Here is an 18275-nt window from a genome sequence, read left to right on the forward strand (position 1 = left end):
GTCCTTTCAGGGGATCAGAAGGGTCATTCCCACTCGATCGTGCCCGGCGGCTTCGAGGTGATGTCATAGGTGCAGCGGTTGATGCCCTTGACCTCGTTGATGATCCGCGTCGCGGTTTCGCCCAGGAAATCGTGGGTGAAGGGATAATAATCCGCCGTCATCCCGTCCACGGATGTGACAGCCCGCAGTGCGCAGGCATAGTCATAGGTCCGCCCGTCGCCCATCACGCCCACGGTGCGCACCGGCAGGATCGCCACGAAGGCCTGCCAGATCTCGTCGTAAAGGCCGTGCCTGCGGATCTGGTCGATGAAGACGGCATCGGCCTTGCGCAGGATGTCCAGCTTTTCGCGCGTGATCTCTCCGGGGCAGCGGATAGCAAGGCCGGGGCCAGGGAAGGGATGGCGGCCGATGAACTTGTCGGGCAGGCCAAGCTCTCGGCCCAGGGCGCGGACCTCGTCCTTGAACAGCTCGCGCAGGGGCTCGACCAGCTTCAGGCCCATCTTTTCCGGCAGGCCGCCGACATTATGGTGCGACTTGATCGTGACCGAAGGACCGCCGCTGAAGCTGACGGATTCGATCACGTCGGGATACAGCGTGCCCTGGGCCAGGAACTCGGCCCCCTCGATGGCGGATGCGTAGCGCTGGAACACGTCGATGAACAGCCGCCCGATCGTCTTGCGCTTGACCTCGGGGTCGGAAACCCCTTCCAGCGCGCCCAGGAACAGTTCGGATTCGTCGGCGTGGATCAGCGGGATGTTGTAGTGGTCGCGGAACATGGTCACGACTTCCTCGGCCTCGTTCAGGCGCAGAAGGCCGTGGTCCACGAAGACGCAGGTCAGCTGGTCGCCGATCGCCTCGTGGATCAGGACGGCGGCGACGGAACTGTCCACGCCGCCGGACAGTCCGCAGATGACCTTCTTGTCGCCGACCTGTTCGCGGATCTTGCGGATCGCCTCGTCCCGGTAACCCGCCATGGTCCAGTCGCCGGTAAAGCCCGCCAGCCGGACGAAGTTTTCCAGCATGATGCGGCCGCGCGGGGTGTGATGCACCTCGGGGTGGAACTGCACGCCATAGAAGCGACGGGCTTCGTCCGCGATCATCGCGAAGGGCGCATTGGGCGAGACGCCGATCACCTCGAAGCCGGGCGCAAGCGCGGTCACGCGGTCGCCATGGCTCATCCACACCTCCTCGCGTCCCGCATCGAACAGGCCCGCGAAGATGCCGTCGCCCTTGTGACCGGGGGCCGGGGCGATGAAGGCGCGGCCGTATTCGGCATGGTGCCCGCCTTCGACCGCGCCGCCCAGCTGCTCCATCATCACCTGCTGGCCATAGCAGATGCCGAAGATCGGCACGCCCAGGTCGAAGACCGCCTGCGGGGCGCGGGGGCTGCCCGCGCGGGTCACGCTGTCCGGTCCGCCCGACAGGATCACCGCCTGCGGGTTCAGCCCGCGCAGGATGTCGTCCGTCAGCAGGTTATAGGGGTGGATTTCGCAAAAGACGTTCAGTTCGCGCAGACGGCGCGCGATCAACTGCGTCACCTGGGATCCGAAGTCGATGATCAGAAGGCGTTGGTGCTGGGTCATGGATGCGCTTTAAGCGCGCCCATGCCGTCGTGCAAGGGATTCGGCTGCCGGAACTGCCCCCAGCAGGCCCGCGTTCCGCCGGACCATCGAAAGAGGTTTTCATGTCCACCTTCCGCGCCCTTGCCGCACCGCTTGCCTTGTCGCTGCTGTCCGCCTGCGGGCAGGGACCGGGCATGGCGCTGCCGTGGCGGCAGGCGGAACCCCCGGCCGAGGAGTCCCTGGCCGCATCCTGCACCGGCGATCCGGCCATCGCCGCCGCCCTGGACGGCGCCGTCAACGCCGCGCGCCAGGCCGAGGGCAAGACGCTGCTGGACCGCGCGCCTTTGCTGGCGCAGATCGCGCAAAGCCACGCCTGCGACATGGCCGCGCTTGGCCGCGTCGATGTGGAAGGCTCGAACGGGTCCAGCGTCGTGGACCGGGCGCGGGCGGTGGGATACCCGGTCTGCGGGGTGGTGCAGCTTGTCAGCCGGGGCGGCAGCCCGGCGGATGCCCTTGCCGCCTGGCTGTCCCAGGATGCGCAGCGGACCGAGCTTCTGGGCCAGACCAGCCGGCAACTGGGCAGCGGCCATGCCGTCGGGGCGGACGGGCGGACCTATTACAGCGTGGTCCTGGGCGACAACTGCCGCTGACCAAAGGCGGGGGGCATTGCGCCCCCGGTTCCTATTTCTCGGGCACCAGCCCGCGCGGGGCAAAGCGCAGCACCAGCAGCAGGACCAGGCCCATGGCGATGAAGCGCATGTGGGCGGCGCTGTTCAGCAGATGGGACTTGATGTCGCCATCGGGCAGGGGGCCGACCAGGGCGCCGATCAGGTTCGGGCCCCAGACCTCGGCCTTGATCCACAGGAACCAGATCAGCACCGCGCCCAGCACCGCGCCCCAGTTGTTGCCCGATCCGCCGACCACGACCATCACCCAGATCAGGAAAGTATAGCGCAGCGGGTTATAGCTGTTGGGCGCCATCAGCCCGTCCAGCGTGATCATCATCGCCCCCGCGATGCCGATCACCGCCGAACCCAGGATGAAGATCTGCAGGTGGCGCGCGGTGACGTCCTTGCCCATCGCCTCGGCCGCGGTCTCGTTGTCGCGGATCGCGCGCATCATCCGGCCCCAGGGCGATTTCAGCGCCAGTTCGGCCAGCAGGATGACCGTTAGCAGCACCACCAGGAACAGCGACATGTAGCACAGCTTGACCCAGATGCCCGAAGCCTCTGCCACGCCGAAGCCCCAGCTTGCGGCGAATTCGGCAAAGGCCGGGTTCTGCTGCAGGTCGGTTTCGTAAGGCACGGGCCGGGGGATGGCCGCGACGTTCTTGACGCCGCGCGCCAGCCAATCCTCGTTGCGCAGGACCGCCACGATGATCTCGCCGATGCCCAGGGTCGCGATGGCCAGGTAATCCGACCGCAGCCCAAGCGCGACCTTGCCCACCGCCCAGGCGGCAGCCGCCGCGAAGGCCCCGCCCACCAGCCAGGACAGCAGGATCGGCAGGCCGAGGCCGCCGATATTGCCGGTCCGTGCGCTGTCATTCGCCTCGATCGCGGTGACGGCGGGGTCGAACAGCCAGCGATAGGCGACAAAGCCCGCGACCAGGACAAGGACCATGATCCAGCCGCGCCGGGTGCGGGTATAGGCGATCTTCGCCAGGGCCAGCGTGCCCAGGCCCACCAGCAGCGCCAGGATCAGGCGCGGTCCGCCCGCGGCCCAGGCGCCTTCGACCGGGGGCAGCGAGACCAGCACCGGGGCCAGGCCGCCAAGCGCCAGGAAGCCCACGACGCCGGCGTTGAACAGCCCGGCATAGCCCCATTGCATGTTCACGCCCAAAGCCGTGATCGCCGAGATCAGGCCCATGTTCAGGATCGCCAGCGAGGTGTTCCACGACCCCGAGAACATGCCGTTCCTGACCGTACCTTCCAGCACGAACAGGATGGCAAGGATCGCGAACAGGATGGGCGCGCGCCAGGGGCTGGCTTGGGCGGCTTGACGGTTGGATGACATGACTGGATCTCCCCTACACCGACTTGCCGCGGAACAGCCCGGTCGGGCGGAACAGCAGGACCACGATCAGGATGACGAAGCTGACGGCGAACTTGTATTCGGTGCCCAGAAGCTGAAGCAATCCGGCCGGTTCCCAACCGGGGGCCAGATAGCCCGCGACCTTGACCCAAGGATAGGTGACGGCGACTTCCGAGAAGGCGACCAGGAAGCCGCCCGCGATGGCGCCAAGCGGGCTGCCCAGGCCGCCGACGATGGCAGCGGCGAAGATCGGCAGCAGAAGCTGGAAATAATTGAAGGGGCGGAACGACTTGTCCAGCCCATACAGCACCCCGGCGATGGTGATCAGCGCAGCGGCAATGATCCAGGTCATGCGCACGACGCGTTCGGGGTCGATGCCCGACAGCAGCGCCAGATCCTCGTTGTCGGAATAGGCGCGCATGGCCTTGCCCTTCTTGGTCCGGTTCAGGAACCAGAACAGCGCGGCGCAGACGATCGCCGTCACCACCAGCGTCAGCACCTGCGTGGACCGCAGGGCCAGACCCTCGGCCAGGCCGGTCCATTCGCGGAAGTCGCGCACGTTGATGATGAAGCGCGCGCCGTCGTCGAACCGCTGGTCGTCCACGCCGATGATAAGCCGCGTCAGGCCGTTCATGATGAACATCACGCCGACCGAGGCCATGACGAAGATGATCGGCGCCGCCTTCTGCGCGCGATAAAAGCGATAGACCACGCGGTCCGTGCCCAGCACCAGCAGCGCGGTGGCGGCGATCCCCACCGGCAGGGCCAGAAGCGCGGTCGGCAGCGGCCCGAGCGAGACGCCAAGCGATTGCAGGCCCCAGGTCGTCAGGATGGTGATGGCGGTGCCGAAGGCCATGGTGTCGCCATGGGCGAAGTTCGAGAACCGCAGGATGCCATAGATCAGCGTCACCCCAAGCGCGCCAAGCGCAAGCTGCGCGCCATAGGCGGCGGCGGGGATGAAGACGAAGTTCAGAAAGGCCACAAGGGCGTTGAGGATATCCAAGGCTCAGCCCCCCAGGAAGGTGCGGCGCACCTCGTCGTTCTGCATCAACTCGTGGCCGGTGCCGGTATGGGCATTCGCGCCCTGGACCAGCACATAGGCCTTGTCGGCGATCATCATCGCCTGCTTGGCGTTCTGTTCGACCATCAGCACCGGCAACCCGCCGCGCGCGATGGCGATGATGCGGTCGAACAATTCGTCCATGACGATGGGGCTGACACCCGCAGTGGGTTCGTCCAGCATCAGGACGGAGGGCTGCGTCATCAGCGCGCGGCCCACGGCCACCTGCTGGCGCTGCCCGCCCGAGAGTTCGCCCGCGGCCTGGCGTCGCTTGGCGGCGACGGCCGGGAACAGCTCATAGACCTGCTCCATCGTGCGGCGGATGTCGTCCTTGCGGATGAAGGCGCCCATTTCCAGGTTCTCCTCGACCGTCATGGACGGGAAGATGTTGTTGACCTGCGGCACGAAGCCCATGCCCGCCTTGACCCGGTCCTGGGGGTTCAGCGCGGTGATGTCGCGCCCGTTCAGCCGGACGCTGCCCTTGCGCAGGTTCAGCATCCCGAAGATCGCCTTCATGGCAGTGGACTTGCCCGCGCCGTTCGGGCCGACGATCACGGCGATCTGGCCCTGTTCCACGGAAATCGTGCAATCGTGCAGGATGTCGGCGCCCTTGCCGTATCCGCCGGTCATGCCTTCGCCGATCAGGAAGGGATCGCCGGCATGGCCCGGCCCGACCGGGCCCGAAGGGCGGGTGCCATCGATGGTGCCCCGGCCGTGCAGGTTCACGATCGAAGAGTCGCGGTTGCCGCGATTGCCGAAGGCTGCGTCCAGATCGCTCATGCGCCCACCATGTCCTTGTTCTTGAGGCCCGTGCCCAGATAGGCCTCGATCACGGCCTCGTTCTGCATGATGTCGGAGGCGCTTCCCTTGGCCAGCACCTTGCCTTCGGCCATGACGATCACCGGGTCGCACAGCTTGCCGATGAAATCCATGTCGTGTTCGATCACGCAGAAGGTATAGCCGCGTTCCCTGTTCAGCCGGATGATCGCGTCGGCGATGGTCATCAGCAGCGTCCGGTTCACGCCCGCGCCGACCTCGTCCAGGAAGACCACCTTGGCATCCACCATCATGGTGCGGCCCAGTTCCAGAAGCTTCTTCTGCCCGCCCGACAGGTTGCCGGCCTTTTCATGGGTCAGGTGGCGGATGGTCAGAAAGTCCAGAACCTCGTCGGCCTTCTTACGCAGGGCGGCTTCCTCGCGCTCGATCCGGCCGCGCTGGAACCAGGTCTTCCAGATCGTCTCGCCCGATTGCGCGCCCGGCACCATCATCAGGTTCTCGCGCACGGTCATGGAACTGAACTCATGCGCAAGCTGGAAGGTGCGCAGCAGGCCCTTGTGGAACAAGGCGTGCGGCGGCAGGCCGGTGATATCCTCGCCATCCATGAAGACGCGGCCCGATGTCGGCGGCAGCACGCCCGCGATCACGTTGAACAGCGTGGACTTGCCCGCGCCGTTCGGTCCGATCAGCCCGGTGATGGACCCCGTCTCGATGGTCAGGCTGGCGCCATCGACGGCGCGGAAGCCCCCGAAATGCCGGTGTAGGTCTTCGACCCTGATCATTCGTTTACCCCGTCTTCACGCCATTGGTGAAGTGTGACCGCATTCTGCGGCTCTTGTCATGAAAAATGGCCCGGCAACCGCGTGGCTGCCGGGCCGGAGCATTCCTGATGCCTCAGCGATAGCCGATAACGGCCAATTCGCCGTTCTCGATGGCGATCTCGCGATAGACGCCGGCGGTTTCGCCCGCGCCCACCATCTCGATGGAGGAGGCGCCGACATAGTCGATGTCGCCGCCGCCGTTCAGGATCTCGATGCCCTTGGCCAGTTCGCCCGGCAGGATCTTCTCGCCCGGCTCGTTGGCGACATCCATGACGTTGTTCTTCCAGACATTGGGATCGCTGGACTTGGCGGCGGCCATGGACAGCAGCATCAGCGCGGCGGCGTCATAAGCCTCGGCCGAATAGGCGCTGGTGCCGTCGAAGCCTGCGGCCTTGGCCATTTCCAGGAACTTCTCGCGGCCCTCGCCCTCGGCCGCGGGGTTCTGGCCGAAGCTGCCGTCGATTTCCGACCCGAAGTTGTCAACCAGGGCCTGACCGACCATGCCGTCGGGGAAGACGAAGGTGTCGAAGGCGCCGGTATCCAGCGCCGCGCGCACCACGCCCGAACCGCCCTGGTCCACATAGCCCGCGACGACAAGCGCATCGCCGCCCGCCGCGGCAAGCGCCGCGACCTCGGCCGAATAGTCGGCCTTGCCGTCGTCATGGGCGCTGTTCACCGTCACGGTGCCGCCCTTTTCCTGGAAGGCCGCCGCGAAGGCATCCGCCAGGCCCTTGCCATAGTCGTTGTTGGTATAGGTGACGGCGGCGTTCTGGATGCCCTTCTCGATCATGATCTCGGCCATCACTTCGCCCTGGCGGGCGTCGGACGGCGAGGTGCGGAAGAACAACCCGTTATCCTCGATCGTGGACAGCGCGGGCGAGGTCGCCGACGGCGAGATCATCACCACGCCATTCGGCACGGCCACGTTCTGCAGCGATGCGATCGCCTCGCCCGAGCACATGCCGCCGACGATCCCCTTGACCCCTTCGGCGGTGATCAGGCGTTCAACGGTCGCGGTGGCTGCGGCGGCGTCGATGCAGGTCGAATCGCCCTGCACGGGCACAACGGTCGATCCGTCCAGAAGCAGGCCGGAATCGGTGACCTCTTTCATGGCCAGTTCGGCCCCCGCCGCCATGCCCGGCGCCATGGATTCCAGCGGTCCGGTAAAGCCCAGCGACATGCCAAGCTTGATTTCTTCGGCAGAGGCCGCACCGGCCAGAAGGGCACCGGCAGCGGTGGCCAGAAGAAGTTTTTTCATTGATTGTCTCCCAGTTGGAACAATGTCCTGCGCCGCACGTTAGAAGCGCCCTGTTCAAAAGAAAAGCAGGATATTATCAACAATCCTTGCCTTTTCAGGCTGGTGACGCATGGTCAACGCCAACCCAGCCGATCCTGGGGGCGCCGGAAGACGCGCCCGGCGAGACCCGCCAGCAGCCAGCCCAGGACCAGACCGATCCCCGCAGCCCACAGGCCCGCAACCGTCACGGGAACGGCGGGGCGGAAATCGCCCCAGGTGGCGGCCAGGGTTTCCCCGTCGCGGATCCGGTGGGGCAGCAGCATCCGTTCCAGCGGCCCCGCAAGGCGCAGCAGTTCCAGATCCTGCCGCGCGCGATCCAGGCGGGCGAAGACATCGCGCATGTTCGACTGGTGGGCGTCGCGAAAGGCGCTGCCTGACAGATCCGCAAGCGCCCGTTCCCGCGTCAGGCCCGCGCCCTGGGCGCTTGCGTCGAATTCGGCGGCGACACGGGAAAGGGCATCGACCTGACCGCCAAGCCGCTGGACATATTGGTCCGAAAAGGCCGGAAACTGCGACAGGACGATGGCGACGCAGACCGCCACCGCCAGCCGCAGGATGCCGATCACCGGTCCTGCACCTTCAGGCCCAGCACGGGGGCATAGACCTGTTCCAGCCGGGCGATTGCGTCCTTGGGCGACATTTCCTCGGTCGCGCCGGTGCGGCGGTTGGTCAGTTCCACCTTGTTCGCGGCCAGGCCACGCGGCCCCACCGTGATCCGCCAGGGCAGGCCGATCAGGTCCATGGTGGCGAACTTGGCCCCCGCCCGGTCGTCCCGGTCGTCATAAAGCGGATCCAGACCCCGCGCCTGCAATTCGGCATAGATCGCGTCGCAGGCGGCGTCGGTGGAATTGTCGCCCTGTTTCAGGTTGACGATGCCGACATGGAAGGGGGTCACGCCCTCGGGCCAGATGATGCCCTTGTCGTCGTGGTTGGCCTCGATGATGGCGCCCAGCAGGCGGGACACGCCGATGCCGTGGCTGCCCATTTCCACCGGCACGCGCTGCCCGTCGGGGCCGACCACGGTGGCGCCCATGGCCTCGGAATACTTGGTGCCGAAATAGAAGATCTGGCCGACCTCGATCCCGCGCGCGGTTCGCCTGCGTTCCTCGGGGACCTGGGCGAAGATCGCCTCGTCATGCGTCTCGTCGGTGCGGGCGTAACGGCTGGTGAACTCCTCCAGCACGGCCTGGCACTGTTCGACGCTGTCATAGTCGATCTGCCGGTCGCCGAAGGTCAGGTCGGTGATCTGGCTGTCATAGAAGACCTCGGATTCCCCGGTTTCCGCCAGCACCAGGAATTCATGGGTGTAATCCCCGCCGATCGGCCCCCCGTCCGCGCGCATCGGGATCGCCTGCAACCCCATCCGTTCATAGGTCCGCAGATAGCTGACCAGGTGCCGGTTATAGGCGTGCAGCGCGGCTTCCCGCGTCAGGTCGAAGTTGTAGCCGTCCTTCATCAGGAACTCGCGCCCGCGCATCACGCCGAAGCGGGGGCGGATCTCGTCGCGGAACTTCCACTGGACGTGATACAGCGTCAGCGGAAGGTCCTTGTAGCTGTTCACATGGGACCGGAAGATGTCGGTGATCATCTCCTCGTTCGTGGGACCATACAGCAGGTCGCGCTTGTGGCGGTCCTTGATGCGCAGCATCTCCTCGCCGTAATCGTCGTAGCGGCCGCTTTCGCGCCACAGGTCGGCGGGCTGCAGCGTCGGCATCAGCAGGGGGATATGGCCCGCGCGGCTCTGCTCCTCGTGCACGATCTGCTCGATCCGGCGCAGGACCTTGAAGCCCAGCGGCAGCCAGGAATAGATGCCTGCCGCCTGCTGCTTGATCATCCCGGCGCGCAGCATCAGCCGGTGGCTGACGATCTGCGCCTCTTTCGGGTCTTCCTTCAGCACCGGCAGGAAATAGCGCGACAAACGCATGGGCAGGATCCTTTGAGCGTATACGGCGCAAAGCCCTAGCGGATCGGTCCTGCCTTGCCAAGAACCGCCCGCTTGCAACTGCCGCGCGTCGCGGTCACATTCCACGCGACACTCGCATCAGGACACGGCCATGCGCATACCGATACACAAGCAGCTGATGTGGTGGGGCGTTGCGGCGGTGGCGCTGTTGCTGGCGATGTGGCTGCTGGGCCAGGCGATCCTGCCCTTCATCCTGGGCGCGGGCGTGGCCTATCTGCTGGACCCGGTGGCCGACCGGCTGGAACGCGCGGGCCTGTCGCGGGTGATGTCGGTGGTGGTCATCACCGTCGGCGCCGTTCTGGCCTTCGCGGCGGTCGTCCTGCTGATCGTGCCGGTCATGCTGCGCCAGGCGACGTCGCTGATCGAGACCGCGCCCGCCATGATCGAACAGGGACGCCTGTTCCTGTCCGCCCGCTTTCCCGAACTTCTGCCCGCGGACGGCAGCATCGGCACCGCGCTGACCGACCTGGGCGCGGCCATGGGCGAACAGATGGGCACGGTGGCGTCGCGGCTCTTGTCGTCGGTCGGGGGCATCATCAGCGCCATCGCGATCCTGGTGATCGTGCCGGTCGTGGCCTTCTATCTGCTGCTGGACTGGGATCACCTGGTGGACCGGGTGGACACGCTGCTGCCGCGCGAACATGCCCCCACGCTGCGCCGCATCGCGCGGGAAATCGACGAGGCGCTGTCCGGCTTCGTCCGGGGGCAGGGGCTGGTCATGCTGATCCTGGGCACATGGTACGCCTTCGGGCTGATGATCGTGGGCCTGCCCTTCGGCTTCTTCATCGGCATCATGGCGGCGCTTCTGTCCTTCATCCCCTATGTCGGCGTGCTGATCGGCGGGGCCACCGCCATCGGGGTCGCGCTGTTCAGCTTTTGGGGGGATCCCCTGTGGATCGGGCTTGTGATCGCGATCTTCGCCATCGGCCAGGTGGTCGAGGGCAATTACCTGCAGCCCAAGATCGTCGGCCACCATGTCGGGCTGCACCCCGTCTGGCTGCTGCTGGCCTTGTCGGTCTTCGGCGCGCTGTTCGGATTTGTCGGCATGGTCATGGCGGTGCCGCTGGCCGCAGCCTTGGGGGTGATCGGGCGGTTCCTGACGCAGCGGTATCAGGACAGCGCGCTGTTCACCGGTCAGGCGCTGCCCCCCGATCCGGGCCAGCCCATGCTGGTCGAGATCGTGCCCCAGGGCACCGTCGCCAACACCATCCGCGAGGCGCGCATCCGCGCCGACCAGAACCGCGCCCAAGGCCAGATCGAGATGATGCGCGAGGAAATCGCCCGCAGGCATTCAGAAGCGGAATGATGTCCGCAGCGTCCCGGCAATTGACACTGGACCTGACGACTCCGCCCGCCCATTCGCGCGCGGATTTCCTGCCCGCGCCGGCGAACAGCAACGCGCTTGCCGTTCTTGACGCGCCCCAGGACTGGCCGCAGGGGCGGATGCTTCTGATCGGCCCGGAAGGGGCGGGCAAATCGCATCTTGCGGCCTTCTGGGCGGCCGAGAACGGCGCCCGCCGCATGAAGGCCGCCGCCCTGCGGCCCGATGCGGCAGACGGGCTTGCCACCGAAGGGGGCGCCCTGGTGATCGAGGATGCGGACCGCGCCGGCCGGGCGGCGGGGGCGGAACAGGCGCTGTTCCACCTGTGGAACCTGTGCGCGCCGCGCGATTGCCTGCTGCTGCTGACGGCGCGCACGCCGCCGCGCGACTGGGGCCTTGTCCTGCCCGACCTGCGAAGCCGCATGGACGCGATGCCGCAGGTGCGCCTGATGCCCCCCGACGAATCCCTGCTGGCCGCCGTGCTGGTCAAGCTGTTCGCGGATCGCCAGCAGGCCGTTCCCGCCGACCTGATCGACTGGCTGGTCCTGCACATGCCGCGCGACCTCGGCCTTGCCCGCCGGCTTGTCGCCGCGATGGACCGCGCCGCCATGGCCGACAAGCGGCCGATCACGCGGCGCATTGCAGCCGAGTTGCTGAACGGTCTATCCGCAGAGGATATGTGACTCTCCGCCCCCAAGGTCAGGACCATGACACAAGCAGATTTCCTTCGGACGCCCTTTCCCGCACCCCAGGACCTGCCTGACGGGGTGCCCCAGAACGGGTCGCGCTTCTTCAACCGCGAAGTCAGCTGGCTGTCCTTCAACTGGCGCGTCTTGGACGAGGCGCGAAACCCCCGCGTGCCGCTTCTGGAACGGCTGCGCTTCGTGTCGATCAGCGCGACCAACCTGGACGAATTCTATACCGTGCGCGTGGCGGGCCTGCGCGAACTGGTGCGCGAGGGCAATGCCACACCGTCCGACGACGGCATGACCCCGGCCGAGCAGCTTGCGGTCATCAACGCCGATGCCCGCCGCCTGATGGGCGCGCAGCAGGGCGTCTGGAACCGCATCCGCCGCGAGATGGAGGAGGCGGGCATCGTCATCCTGTCCCGGTCCCGCCTGACCCGCGCCGAGGAGGAGTTCCTGCACGATTACTTCGAGCGCAAGGTCTTTCCGGTCCTGTCGCCGCTGGCCATCGACCCGGCGCATCCGTTTCCCTTCATCCCCAATGCGGGCTTCTCGCTGGCGCTGGAACTGGCGCGGGAAACCGACGGGCGGCAGATGCAGGCGCTGCTGCCGATCCCTGCGCAGTTGAACCGCTTCATCCCCCTTCCGGGCGGGGAACGGTTCTTCAAGCTGGAGGATCTGCTGCTGATGCACCTGTCCAGCCTGTTCCCCGGCTATCGCGACACCGGCCATTGCGCCTTCCGCGTGCTGCGCGACAGCGACCTCGAGGTCGAGGAGGAAGCCGAGGATCTGGTCCGCGAGTTCGAGACCGCGCTGAAGCGCCGCCGCCGGGGCAGCGTGATCCGGCTGAAGATCACGCGCGGCGCGCCCGACCGCCTGCGCCGCCTGATCATGGACGAGCTTGAGGTCGGCCCCGACGAGGTGATCGAGGTCGAGGGGCTTCTGGGCGTGGCCGACCTGTCCGAACTGGTGCTGGATTCGCGCCGCGACCTGCTGTGGCCCGCCTTCACGCCGCGCGTTCCCGAACGGGTGCAGGACCATGACGGCGACATGTTCGCCGCCATCAAGCAAAAGGACATGCTGCTGCACCACCCCTATGAGACCTTCGACATGGTGGTGCGCTTCCTGGCCCAGGCGGCGCGGGATCCGAACGTGCTGGCGATCAAGCAGACGCTTTATCGCACCAGCCGCGACAGCCCCATCGTCGATGCCCTGTGCGAGGCCGCCGAATCCGGCAAGTCGGTCACGGCCCTGGTGGAACTGAAGGCCCGCTTCGACGAGGCCGCCAATATCCGCCAGTCGCGCAGGCTGGAACGGGCGGGCGCGCATGTCGTCTATGGCTTCATCAACTACAAGACCCATGCCAAGATCAGCACGGTCGTCCGGCGGGAAGGCGACAACCTGGTCACCTATACCCATTATGGGACCGGCAACTATCACCCGATCACGGCGCGGATCTATACCGACCTGTCGCTGTTCACCTGCGATCCGGCGCTGGGGCGGGACGCGACCAAGCTGTTCAACTATCTGTCGGGCTATGTGCAGCCTGCGGGGCTGGAAAACATCTCGGTCTCTCCGATCGACCTCAAGGACCGCCTGCTGTCCCTGATCTCGCGCGAGGCGGAACTGGCCCGGCAAGGCCGCCCGGCCGCGATCTGGGCCAAGATGAACTCGTTGATCGAAAGGGACGTGATCGACGCGCTTTATGCGGCAAGCGCCGCTGGCGTCAGGATCAGCCTGGTCGTGCGCGGCATCTGCGGCCTCAGGCCCGGCATCCGCGGCCTGTCGGACAACATCCGCGTCAAGTCGATCGTCGGCCGCTATCTGGAACATTCGCGCATCGTCTGCTTCGGCAACGGCTATGGCCTGCCGTCGAAGCGGGCGCGGGTCTTCATCAGCTCGGCCGACTGGATGGACCGCAACCTGAACCGCCGGGTCGAAACCCTGGTCGAATGCGTGAACGACACCGTCAAGGCGCAGATCGTCAGCCAGATCATGGCCGCCAACATGGCGGACGAGGCGCAAAGCTGGCTTTTGCAACCCGATGGGCGGTTCGTGCGCTATCTTCCCGAAGGGCGCGACGACCTGTTCAACTGTCACCGCTTCTTCATGGACCATCCCTCGCTGTCCGGGCGGGGCACGGCAGGTGCCGGGGACGTTCCGGCACTGACCCATTCGAATGATTGACGTGCCGGGAAGGGCAAGTCATTAACGGCGCGATGCGGGCCAAGCAGGAGACGCGGATGAACGGCGTGCGGACGACGACCGGCAAGAAGGTCGAGCCTTTCGGCAAGATGTTCGCGACCCTGCCCAAGCGGGCCTTGTCGCGCGTGGGCGTGGTCGATGTGGGGTCGAACTCGATCCGCATGGTGGTCTTCGACGGCGCGGCGCGGTCGCCCGCCTATTTCTACAACGAAAAGGTCATGGCGGGACTGGGCGCCAAGATGGCCCAGACCGGCCGGCTGAACCCCGACGGCGTCGAACGCGGCTTTGCCGCCATGCAACGCTTTGCCGCGCTTGCCAAGGGCATGGACATCGACCCGCTGACCTGCGTGGCCACCGCCGCCGTGCGCGAGGCCGCCGACGGTCCAGAATTCCAGGCCCGCGTCGAACGCGAGACCGGCATCAAGATGTATGTCATCGACGGCGAGGAGGAGGCCCGCCTTTCGGCGCAAGGCGTGCTGCTGGGCTGGCCCGACGCGCGCGGGCTGGTCTGCGACATCGGCGGCAACTCGATGGAACTGGCCGAGGTGGCGGACGGACAGGTTGGCAAGCGCGTGTCGTCGCAGCTTGGTCCCTTCCGCCTGCAACAGGTGCCCGGCGGCAAGGACGGGCTGCGCAAGCACATCAGGAAGACCGTGGCCGACCTGGCCCGGACGATGGGCACCCATCACGAACGCATCTATCTGGTCGGCGGCAGCTGGCGGGCCATTGCCCGGTTGGACATGGAACGCGTGGGCTATCCTATGACCGTCCTGCACGAATACCGCATGACGCCCCAGGCTGTGGCCGATACTGTCGCCTGGATTGCGGATAATGACCTGGCTGACCTCAAGGCGCGGACCGGGCTGTCATCGTCGCGGATCGAACTTGTGCCCTTGGCTGCCCAAGTGCTGGCGCAACTGACCGAAATCTTCGCGCCGGCAGAACTGGCCATATCCAGCTATGGCATCCGCGAAGGGCTGCTCTACGAACAGATGCCGGACAACCTGCGCAAGCGCGACCCCCTGATCGAGGCCGCGCGGTTCACCGAACGCCAGATGGCGCGGATGCCGGGATCGGGCAAGAAGCTGTATCATTTCCTGCAACCGCTGTTTGGCGACGTGTCCCCCGAACGCGACCGCCTGATCCGCGCCGCCTGCCTGCTCCATGACACAAGCTGGCGCGCCCATCCCGATTACCGGGCCGAGGCCTGCTTCGACAATGTGACCCGCGCGAACATGGCCGCGCTGAGCCATCCCGAGCGGGTCTTCCTGGGCCTTGCGCTGCTGCACCGCTACAAGAACAGCCGTGCCGGTTCGCCCATGGCGCCGCTGTTCAAGCTGCTGTCGGAGGCAGAGATCCGCGATGCCGAGATCCTGGGCAAGGCGATGCGCTTCGGAGCGATGCTGGCGCTTGACGATCCGGCGGATGCGGGCAAGTTGACCCTGACGGATCAGGAACTGCGCCTGCATCTGACGTCCATCGGCCGCAAGCTGATGGGCGAGGTCGCCGAGGCGCGGTTCCGGTCGCTGTGCAATGCCCTGGACAAGGAACCCGTGATCGCCTGACCGCGCCGTCAGAGCGATTCCGCCGTGCGCTGCAGCCATTCGCGATGGCGCTGTTCGTCGGCAAAGGCCTTCTGGAAGAAGGAGCGCGACTTCTCGATGGCGTCTGGGTGGGCCGAGGCACGCTCATAGGCCGTGACCGTGTCGTTTTCGTTCGTCGCCATCGCCTTCAGGATGGCCGCGTCCCCGAACATATCCGCCAGGGCGATTTTGCCAGTGGTCAGAAGTTGCTTCATGTCGCCTTGCTGCGGCCCTTCGGCCCCTGTTTCGACAGCCACTTCCTGAAGCACGTTGAGGTGTTGCAGGTGGTCCTGCCGGAAGGATTCCACCTGTTGGGACAAGCTGGTGTCTGACAGGCGCTCGATCGTGGATTCATAGGCCGCGATCGCATCGCGTTCTAGCAGGATGAGGTTACGCACAAGGTCGCGGATGTTGTCTTCGGTGCCGACAGTCGTGGCCATGAAGAAGCCTCCTGAAGATTGTGGTTCAGAAAGGCTGAACCGTCCCCGTGCGGCGTTTGTTCCTAGGTCGAATGGATCCTGGCCAGGAAGGACACCATGACGACCTTTTCCCTGTCAGATCATCTGGGTCCGCTAACGCTCGCCTTCGAGTGGCTTGTAGTGGTCATCGAACTGTTTGCCATTGCCATCCTTCTGCTGGGTTTGTTGCGGTTCGCGAAAGACTTCGTATCCGGCGAAATCCTGCGTCGCGATGCGCATGAGCGCGGCCACAGGCTGAACGTAGGCCGGCTAACACTGGGCCGCCACATCCTGTCGGGGCTGGAGGTGCTGATCGTCGCCGACCTGATCCGCACGATGCTGCACCTGACGATGGACAATATCCTGCTTCTGGGCGGGCTGGTGGCTATCCGATCGCTAATCTCGTTCTTCCTGGAACGGGAAATGAGCCATCTGGATCAAGAAGGGAAATCCTAACGAAGGGCATTATCCCTTCACAACTGTCCGTCGTTCCCTGATGCCGGGTCGTCCACCACGACGGCACCTTCGACATAAAGGCCATCAGGCCCCGGTTCCAAATCCGTACCGTCTTGGAGCCCCGATCCTGGCTGCTCATCTGGCGGCCCGCGCCTGTCCGTAGGCTGCGAGATCCAACCGTCGGCGCAAAAGGTGCTGCTGGCCGTGGTACTGCACGCCCGTGCCGGTCCGGCAAGGCAGAAGACGGCCAGAACAAGACCTGCGATGATACGGACCATGAAATCTCCTGACGGCGTGTTGCCCTTGCCTACAGGAAAAGCCTCAAGGAACAGTTAGCGCGATACAGGCGAAAAGCAAAAAGGGCGCCTTCCGGCGCCCTTTCCGTTTCTGCCGCAGGGCAGGGGATGATTACATCATCCCGCCCATGCCGCCCATGTCGGGCATGCCGCCGGCCCCAGCCTTCGGCTCGGGCTTTTCGGCAATCATGGCTTCGGTGGTGATCAGCAGACCGGCGACCGAGGCTGCGTCTTCCAGCGCGGTGCGAACCACCTTGGCCGGGTCGATGACGCCGAACTTGAACATGTCGCCATATTCTTCGGTCTGGGCGTTGAAGCCGAAGGACTTGTCGTTCGACTCGCGGACCTTGCCGGCAACCACGGCACCGTCAACGCCGGCGTTCTCGGCGATCTGGCGCATCGGGGCTTCCAGGGCGCGGCGCACGATGGCGATGCCGGCTTCCTGGTCGCTGTTCTCGGCCGACAGGCCTTCCAGGGCCTTGCCGCCCTGAACCAGGGCCACGCCGCCGCCGACGACCACGCCTTCCTGCACGGCTGCGCGGGTCGCGTTCAGCGCGTCGTCCACACGGTCCTTGCGCTCTTTCACCTCGACCTCGGTCATGCCGCCGACGCGGATGACGGCAACGCCGCCGGCCAGCTTGGCAACACGCTCCTGCAGCTTCTCGCGGTCGTAGTCCGAGGTGGTTTCCTCGATCTGCTGACGGATTTGCGACACGCGGGCTTCGATCTCGGCCTTTTCACCGGCGCCATCGACGATGGTGGTGTTGTCCTTGTTGATCGAGACCTTCTTCGCGCGGCCCAGCATGTCGATGCCGACGTTTTCCAGCTTCATGCCCAGGTCTTCGCTGATGACCTGACCGCCGGTCAGGATCGCGATGTCCTGCAGCATGGCCTTGCGGCGATCGCCGAAGCCCGGAGCCTTGACGGCAGCGATCTTCAGGCCGCCACGCAGCTTGTTGACGACCAGCGTGGCCAGGGCCTCGCCTTCGACGTCCTCGGCAACGATCACCAGCGGCTTGCCCGACTGGATCACGGCTTCCAGCAGCGGCACCATCGGCTGCAGCGACGAGAGCTTCTTCTCGTGCAGCAGGATATAGGCGTCTTCCAGTTCCGCGACCATCTTGTCGGGGTTGGTCACGAAATAGGGCGACAGGTAGCCGCGGTCGAACTGCATGCCTTCGACGACTTCGACTTCCGTCTCCATCCCCTTGTTTTCTTCGACGGTGATCACACCCTCGTTGCCGACTTTCTGCATTGCATCGGCGATGAAGCGGCCGATCTGGGCTTCGCCGTTGGCCGAGATGGTGCCGACCTGGGCGACTTCGTCGCTGTCGTTGACCGGACGCGAGGCCGCCTTGATCGCCTCGACCACTTTCGAGGTCGCGAGGTCGATGCCGCGCTTCAGATCCATCGGGTTCATGCCGGCGGCAACCGCCTTCATACCCTCTTTCACGATGGCCTGGGCCAGAACGGTGGCGGTGGTGGTGCCGTCGCCGGCCTCATCGTTGGTGCGCGACGCGACTTCGCGGACCATCTGGGCGCCCATGTTCTCGAACTTGTCGGCCAGTTCGATTTCCTTGGCGACCGAGACGCCGTCCTTGGTGATGCGCGGGGCGCCGAAGGACTTGTCGATCACGACGTTGCGGCCCTTGGGGCCAAGCGTGACCTTCACGGCGTCGGCCAGGATGTTGACGCCTTTCAGCATCCGGTCGCGGGCGTCGGTATTGAACTTGACTTCTTTCGCAGCCATTTGATTCTC

Annotated in this window: 16 protein-coding genes; 6 read left to right on the forward strand and 10 right to left on the reverse strand. The window is 65.7% G+C overall.

Annotated elements, in window-relative coordinates:
* Positions 1-23: 23 nt before the first annotated feature.
* Positions 24-1583, reverse strand: a complete 1560-nt coding sequence (guaA, locus tag IEX25_RS11965) for a glutamine-hydrolyzing GMP synthase (RefSeq protein ID WP_103174652.1) — start codon at positions 1581-1583, stop codon at positions 24-26.
* 101 nt (positions 1584-1684) lie between these two features.
* Between guaA and IEX25_RS11970 the strand changes: the two genes are divergently transcribed.
* Positions 1685-2212: a CAP domain-containing protein gene (locus IEX25_RS11970; protein ID WP_158248071.1), complete on the forward strand. Its 528-nt coding sequence runs from the start codon at positions 1685-1687 to the stop codon at positions 2210-2212.
* A 31-nt stretch (positions 2213-2243) separates the two neighbouring features.
* Here the strand turns inward: IEX25_RS11970 and IEX25_RS11975 are convergent, their stop codons facing one another.
* From IEX25_RS11975 to proS, 7 genes are all read right to left on the reverse strand, one after another.
* Positions 2244-3575 (reverse strand): branched-chain amino acid ABC transporter permease, encoded by a 1332-nt coding sequence (locus IEX25_RS11975; protein WP_103174650.1) that lies wholly within the window; start codon positions 3573-3575, stop codon positions 2244-2246.
* 13 nt (positions 3576-3588) lie between these two features.
* Positions 3589-4596 carry a branched-chain amino acid ABC transporter permease gene (locus tag IEX25_RS11980; RefSeq protein ID WP_103174649.1) on the reverse strand — a complete coding sequence of 336 codons (1008 nt, stop codon included), beginning with the start codon at positions 4594-4596 and terminating at the stop codon, positions 3589-3591.
* A 3-nt stretch (positions 4597-4599) separates the two neighbouring features.
* Positions 4600-5433 carry an ABC transporter ATP-binding protein gene (locus tag IEX25_RS11985; protein ID WP_103174648.1) on the reverse strand — a complete coding sequence of 278 codons (834 nt, stop codon included), beginning with the start codon at positions 5431-5433 and terminating at the stop codon, positions 4600-4602.
* Positions 5430-6212, reverse strand: a complete 783-nt coding sequence (locus tag IEX25_RS11990; RefSeq protein WP_103174647.1) for an ABC transporter ATP-binding protein — start codon at positions 6210-6212, stop codon at positions 5430-5432. Before IEX25_RS11990 ends, IEX25_RS11985 begins: the two co-directional genes overlap by 4 nt.
* A gap of 112 nt (positions 6213-6324) precedes the next feature.
* Positions 6325-7509 (reverse strand): ABC transporter substrate-binding protein, encoded by a 1185-nt coding sequence (locus IEX25_RS11995; RefSeq protein ID WP_103174646.1) that lies wholly within the window; start codon positions 7507-7509, stop codon positions 6325-6327.
* 113 nt (positions 7510-7622) lie between these two features.
* Positions 7623-8114 carry a DUF2937 family protein gene (locus IEX25_RS12000; protein ID WP_103174645.1) on the reverse strand — a complete coding sequence of 164 codons (492 nt, stop codon included), beginning with the start codon at positions 8112-8114 and terminating at the stop codon, positions 7623-7625.
* A complete protein-coding gene (gene proS, locus IEX25_RS12005; protein ID WP_103174644.1) occupies positions 8111-9472 on the reverse strand; it encodes a proline--tRNA ligase in 1362 nt (453 codons plus the stop codon). Before proS ends, IEX25_RS12000 begins: the two co-directional genes overlap by 4 nt.
* Before the next feature lie 130 nt (positions 9473-9602).
* On the opposite strand from proS, the gene IEX25_RS12010 reads away from it, so the two are divergent.
* From IEX25_RS12010 to IEX25_RS12025, 4 genes are read left to right on the forward strand one after another with little or no spacing between them, the layout of a single operon-like run.
* On the forward strand, positions 9603-10817 hold the full coding sequence (locus IEX25_RS12010; protein WP_103174643.1) for an AI-2E family transporter: 1215 nt from the start codon (positions 9603-9605) through the stop codon (positions 10815-10817).
* A complete protein-coding gene (locus tag IEX25_RS12015; protein ID WP_103174662.1) occupies positions 10817-11515 on the forward strand; it encodes a P-loop NTPase family protein in 699 nt (232 codons plus the stop codon). The genes IEX25_RS12010 and IEX25_RS12015 overlap by 1 nt, the downstream gene beginning before the upstream one ends.
* 24 nt (positions 11516-11539) lie before the next feature.
* Complete coding sequence (locus IEX25_RS12020) at positions 11540-13705, forward strand: RNA degradosome polyphosphate kinase (protein WP_103174642.1); 2166 nt, start codon at positions 11540-11542, stop codon at positions 13703-13705.
* Positions 13706-13761: 56 nt separating this feature from the next.
* The gene (locus tag IEX25_RS12025; RefSeq protein ID WP_188715312.1) at positions 13762-15288 is read left to right on the forward strand and encodes a Ppx/GppA family phosphatase; all 1527 of its coding nucleotides are present in this window, start codon (positions 13762-13764) and stop codon (positions 15286-15288) included.
* Between the two features lie 8 nt (positions 15289-15296).
* On the opposite strand, the gene IEX25_RS12030 is transcribed toward IEX25_RS12025, so the two are convergent.
* Positions 15297-15746 (reverse strand): DUF892 family protein, encoded by a 450-nt coding sequence (locus IEX25_RS12030; RefSeq protein ID WP_188715255.1) that lies wholly within the window; start codon positions 15744-15746, stop codon positions 15297-15299.
* Positions 15747-15842: 96 nt separating this feature from the next.
* On the opposite strand from IEX25_RS12030, the gene IEX25_RS12035 reads away from it, so the two are divergent.
* On the forward strand, positions 15843-16220 hold the full coding sequence (locus IEX25_RS12035; RefSeq protein ID WP_188715257.1) for a DUF1622 domain-containing protein: 378 nt from the start codon (positions 15843-15845) through the stop codon (positions 16218-16220).
* A gap of 408 nt (positions 16221-16628) precedes the next feature.
* Here the strand turns inward: IEX25_RS12035 and groL are convergent, their stop codons facing one another.
* The gene (groL, locus tag IEX25_RS12040; protein ID WP_188715259.1) at positions 16629-18266 is read right to left on the reverse strand and encodes a chaperonin GroEL; all 1638 of its coding nucleotides are present in this window, start codon (positions 18264-18266) and stop codon (positions 16629-16631) included.
* Positions 18267-18275: the final 9 nt, after the last annotated feature.

This window comes from Paracoccus acridae, from assembly GCF_014642735.1.
Taxonomy (GTDB): domain Bacteria; phylum Pseudomonadota; class Alphaproteobacteria; order Rhodobacterales; family Rhodobacteraceae; genus Paracoccus; species Paracoccus acridae.

What these genes read in the sequence shown, in the direction of transcription:
- guaA (WP_103174652.1), bottom strand. Translation starts at nt 1,583, where the DNA reads ATGACCCAGCACCAACGCCTTCTGATCATCGACTTCGGATCCCAGGTG.
- IEX25_RS11970 (WP_158248071.1), top strand. Translation starts at nt 1,685, where the DNA reads ATGTCCACCTTCCGCGCCCTTGCCGCACCGCTTGCCTTGTCGCTGCTG.
- IEX25_RS11975 (WP_103174650.1), bottom strand. Translation starts at nt 3,575, where the DNA reads ATGTCATCCAACCGTCAAGCCGCCCAAGCCAGCCCCTGGCGCGCGCCC.
- IEX25_RS11985 (WP_103174648.1), bottom strand. Translation starts at nt 5,433, where the DNA reads ATGAGCGATCTGGACGCAGCCTTCGGCAATCGCGGCAACCGCGACTCT.
- IEX25_RS11990 (WP_103174647.1), bottom strand. Translation starts at nt 6,212, where the DNA reads ATGATCAGGGTCGAAGACCTACACCGGCATTTCGGGGGCTTCCGCGCC.
- IEX25_RS11995 (WP_103174646.1), bottom strand. Translation starts at nt 7,509, where the DNA reads ATGAAAAAACTTCTTCTGGCCACCGCTGCCGGTGCCCTTCTGGCCGGT.
- proS (WP_103174644.1), bottom strand. Translation starts at nt 9,472, where the DNA reads ATGCGTTTGTCGCGCTATTTCCTGCCGGTGCTGAAGGAAGACCCGAAA.
- IEX25_RS12010 (WP_103174643.1), top strand. Translation starts at nt 9,603, where the DNA reads ATGCGCATACCGATACACAAGCAGCTGATGTGGTGGGGCGTTGCGGCG.
- IEX25_RS12015 (WP_103174662.1), top strand. Translation starts at nt 10,817, where the DNA reads ATGTCCGCAGCGTCCCGGCAATTGACACTGGACCTGACGACTCCGCCC.
- IEX25_RS12020 (WP_103174642.1), top strand. Translation starts at nt 11,540, where the DNA reads ATGACACAAGCAGATTTCCTTCGGACGCCCTTTCCCGCACCCCAGGAC.
- IEX25_RS12025 (WP_188715312.1), top strand. Translation starts at nt 13,762, where the DNA reads ATGAACGGCGTGCGGACGACGACCGGCAAGAAGGTCGAGCCTTTCGGC.
- IEX25_RS12030 (WP_188715255.1), bottom strand. Translation starts at nt 15,746, where the DNA reads ATGGCCACGACTGTCGGCACCGAAGACAACATCCGCGACCTTGTGCGT.
- IEX25_RS12035 (WP_188715257.1), top strand. Translation starts at nt 15,843, where the DNA reads ATGACGACCTTTTCCCTGTCAGATCATCTGGGTCCGCTAACGCTCGCC.
- groL (WP_188715259.1), bottom strand. Translation starts at nt 18,266, where the DNA reads ATGGCTGCGAAAGAAGTCAAGTTCAATACCGACGCCCGCGACCGGATG.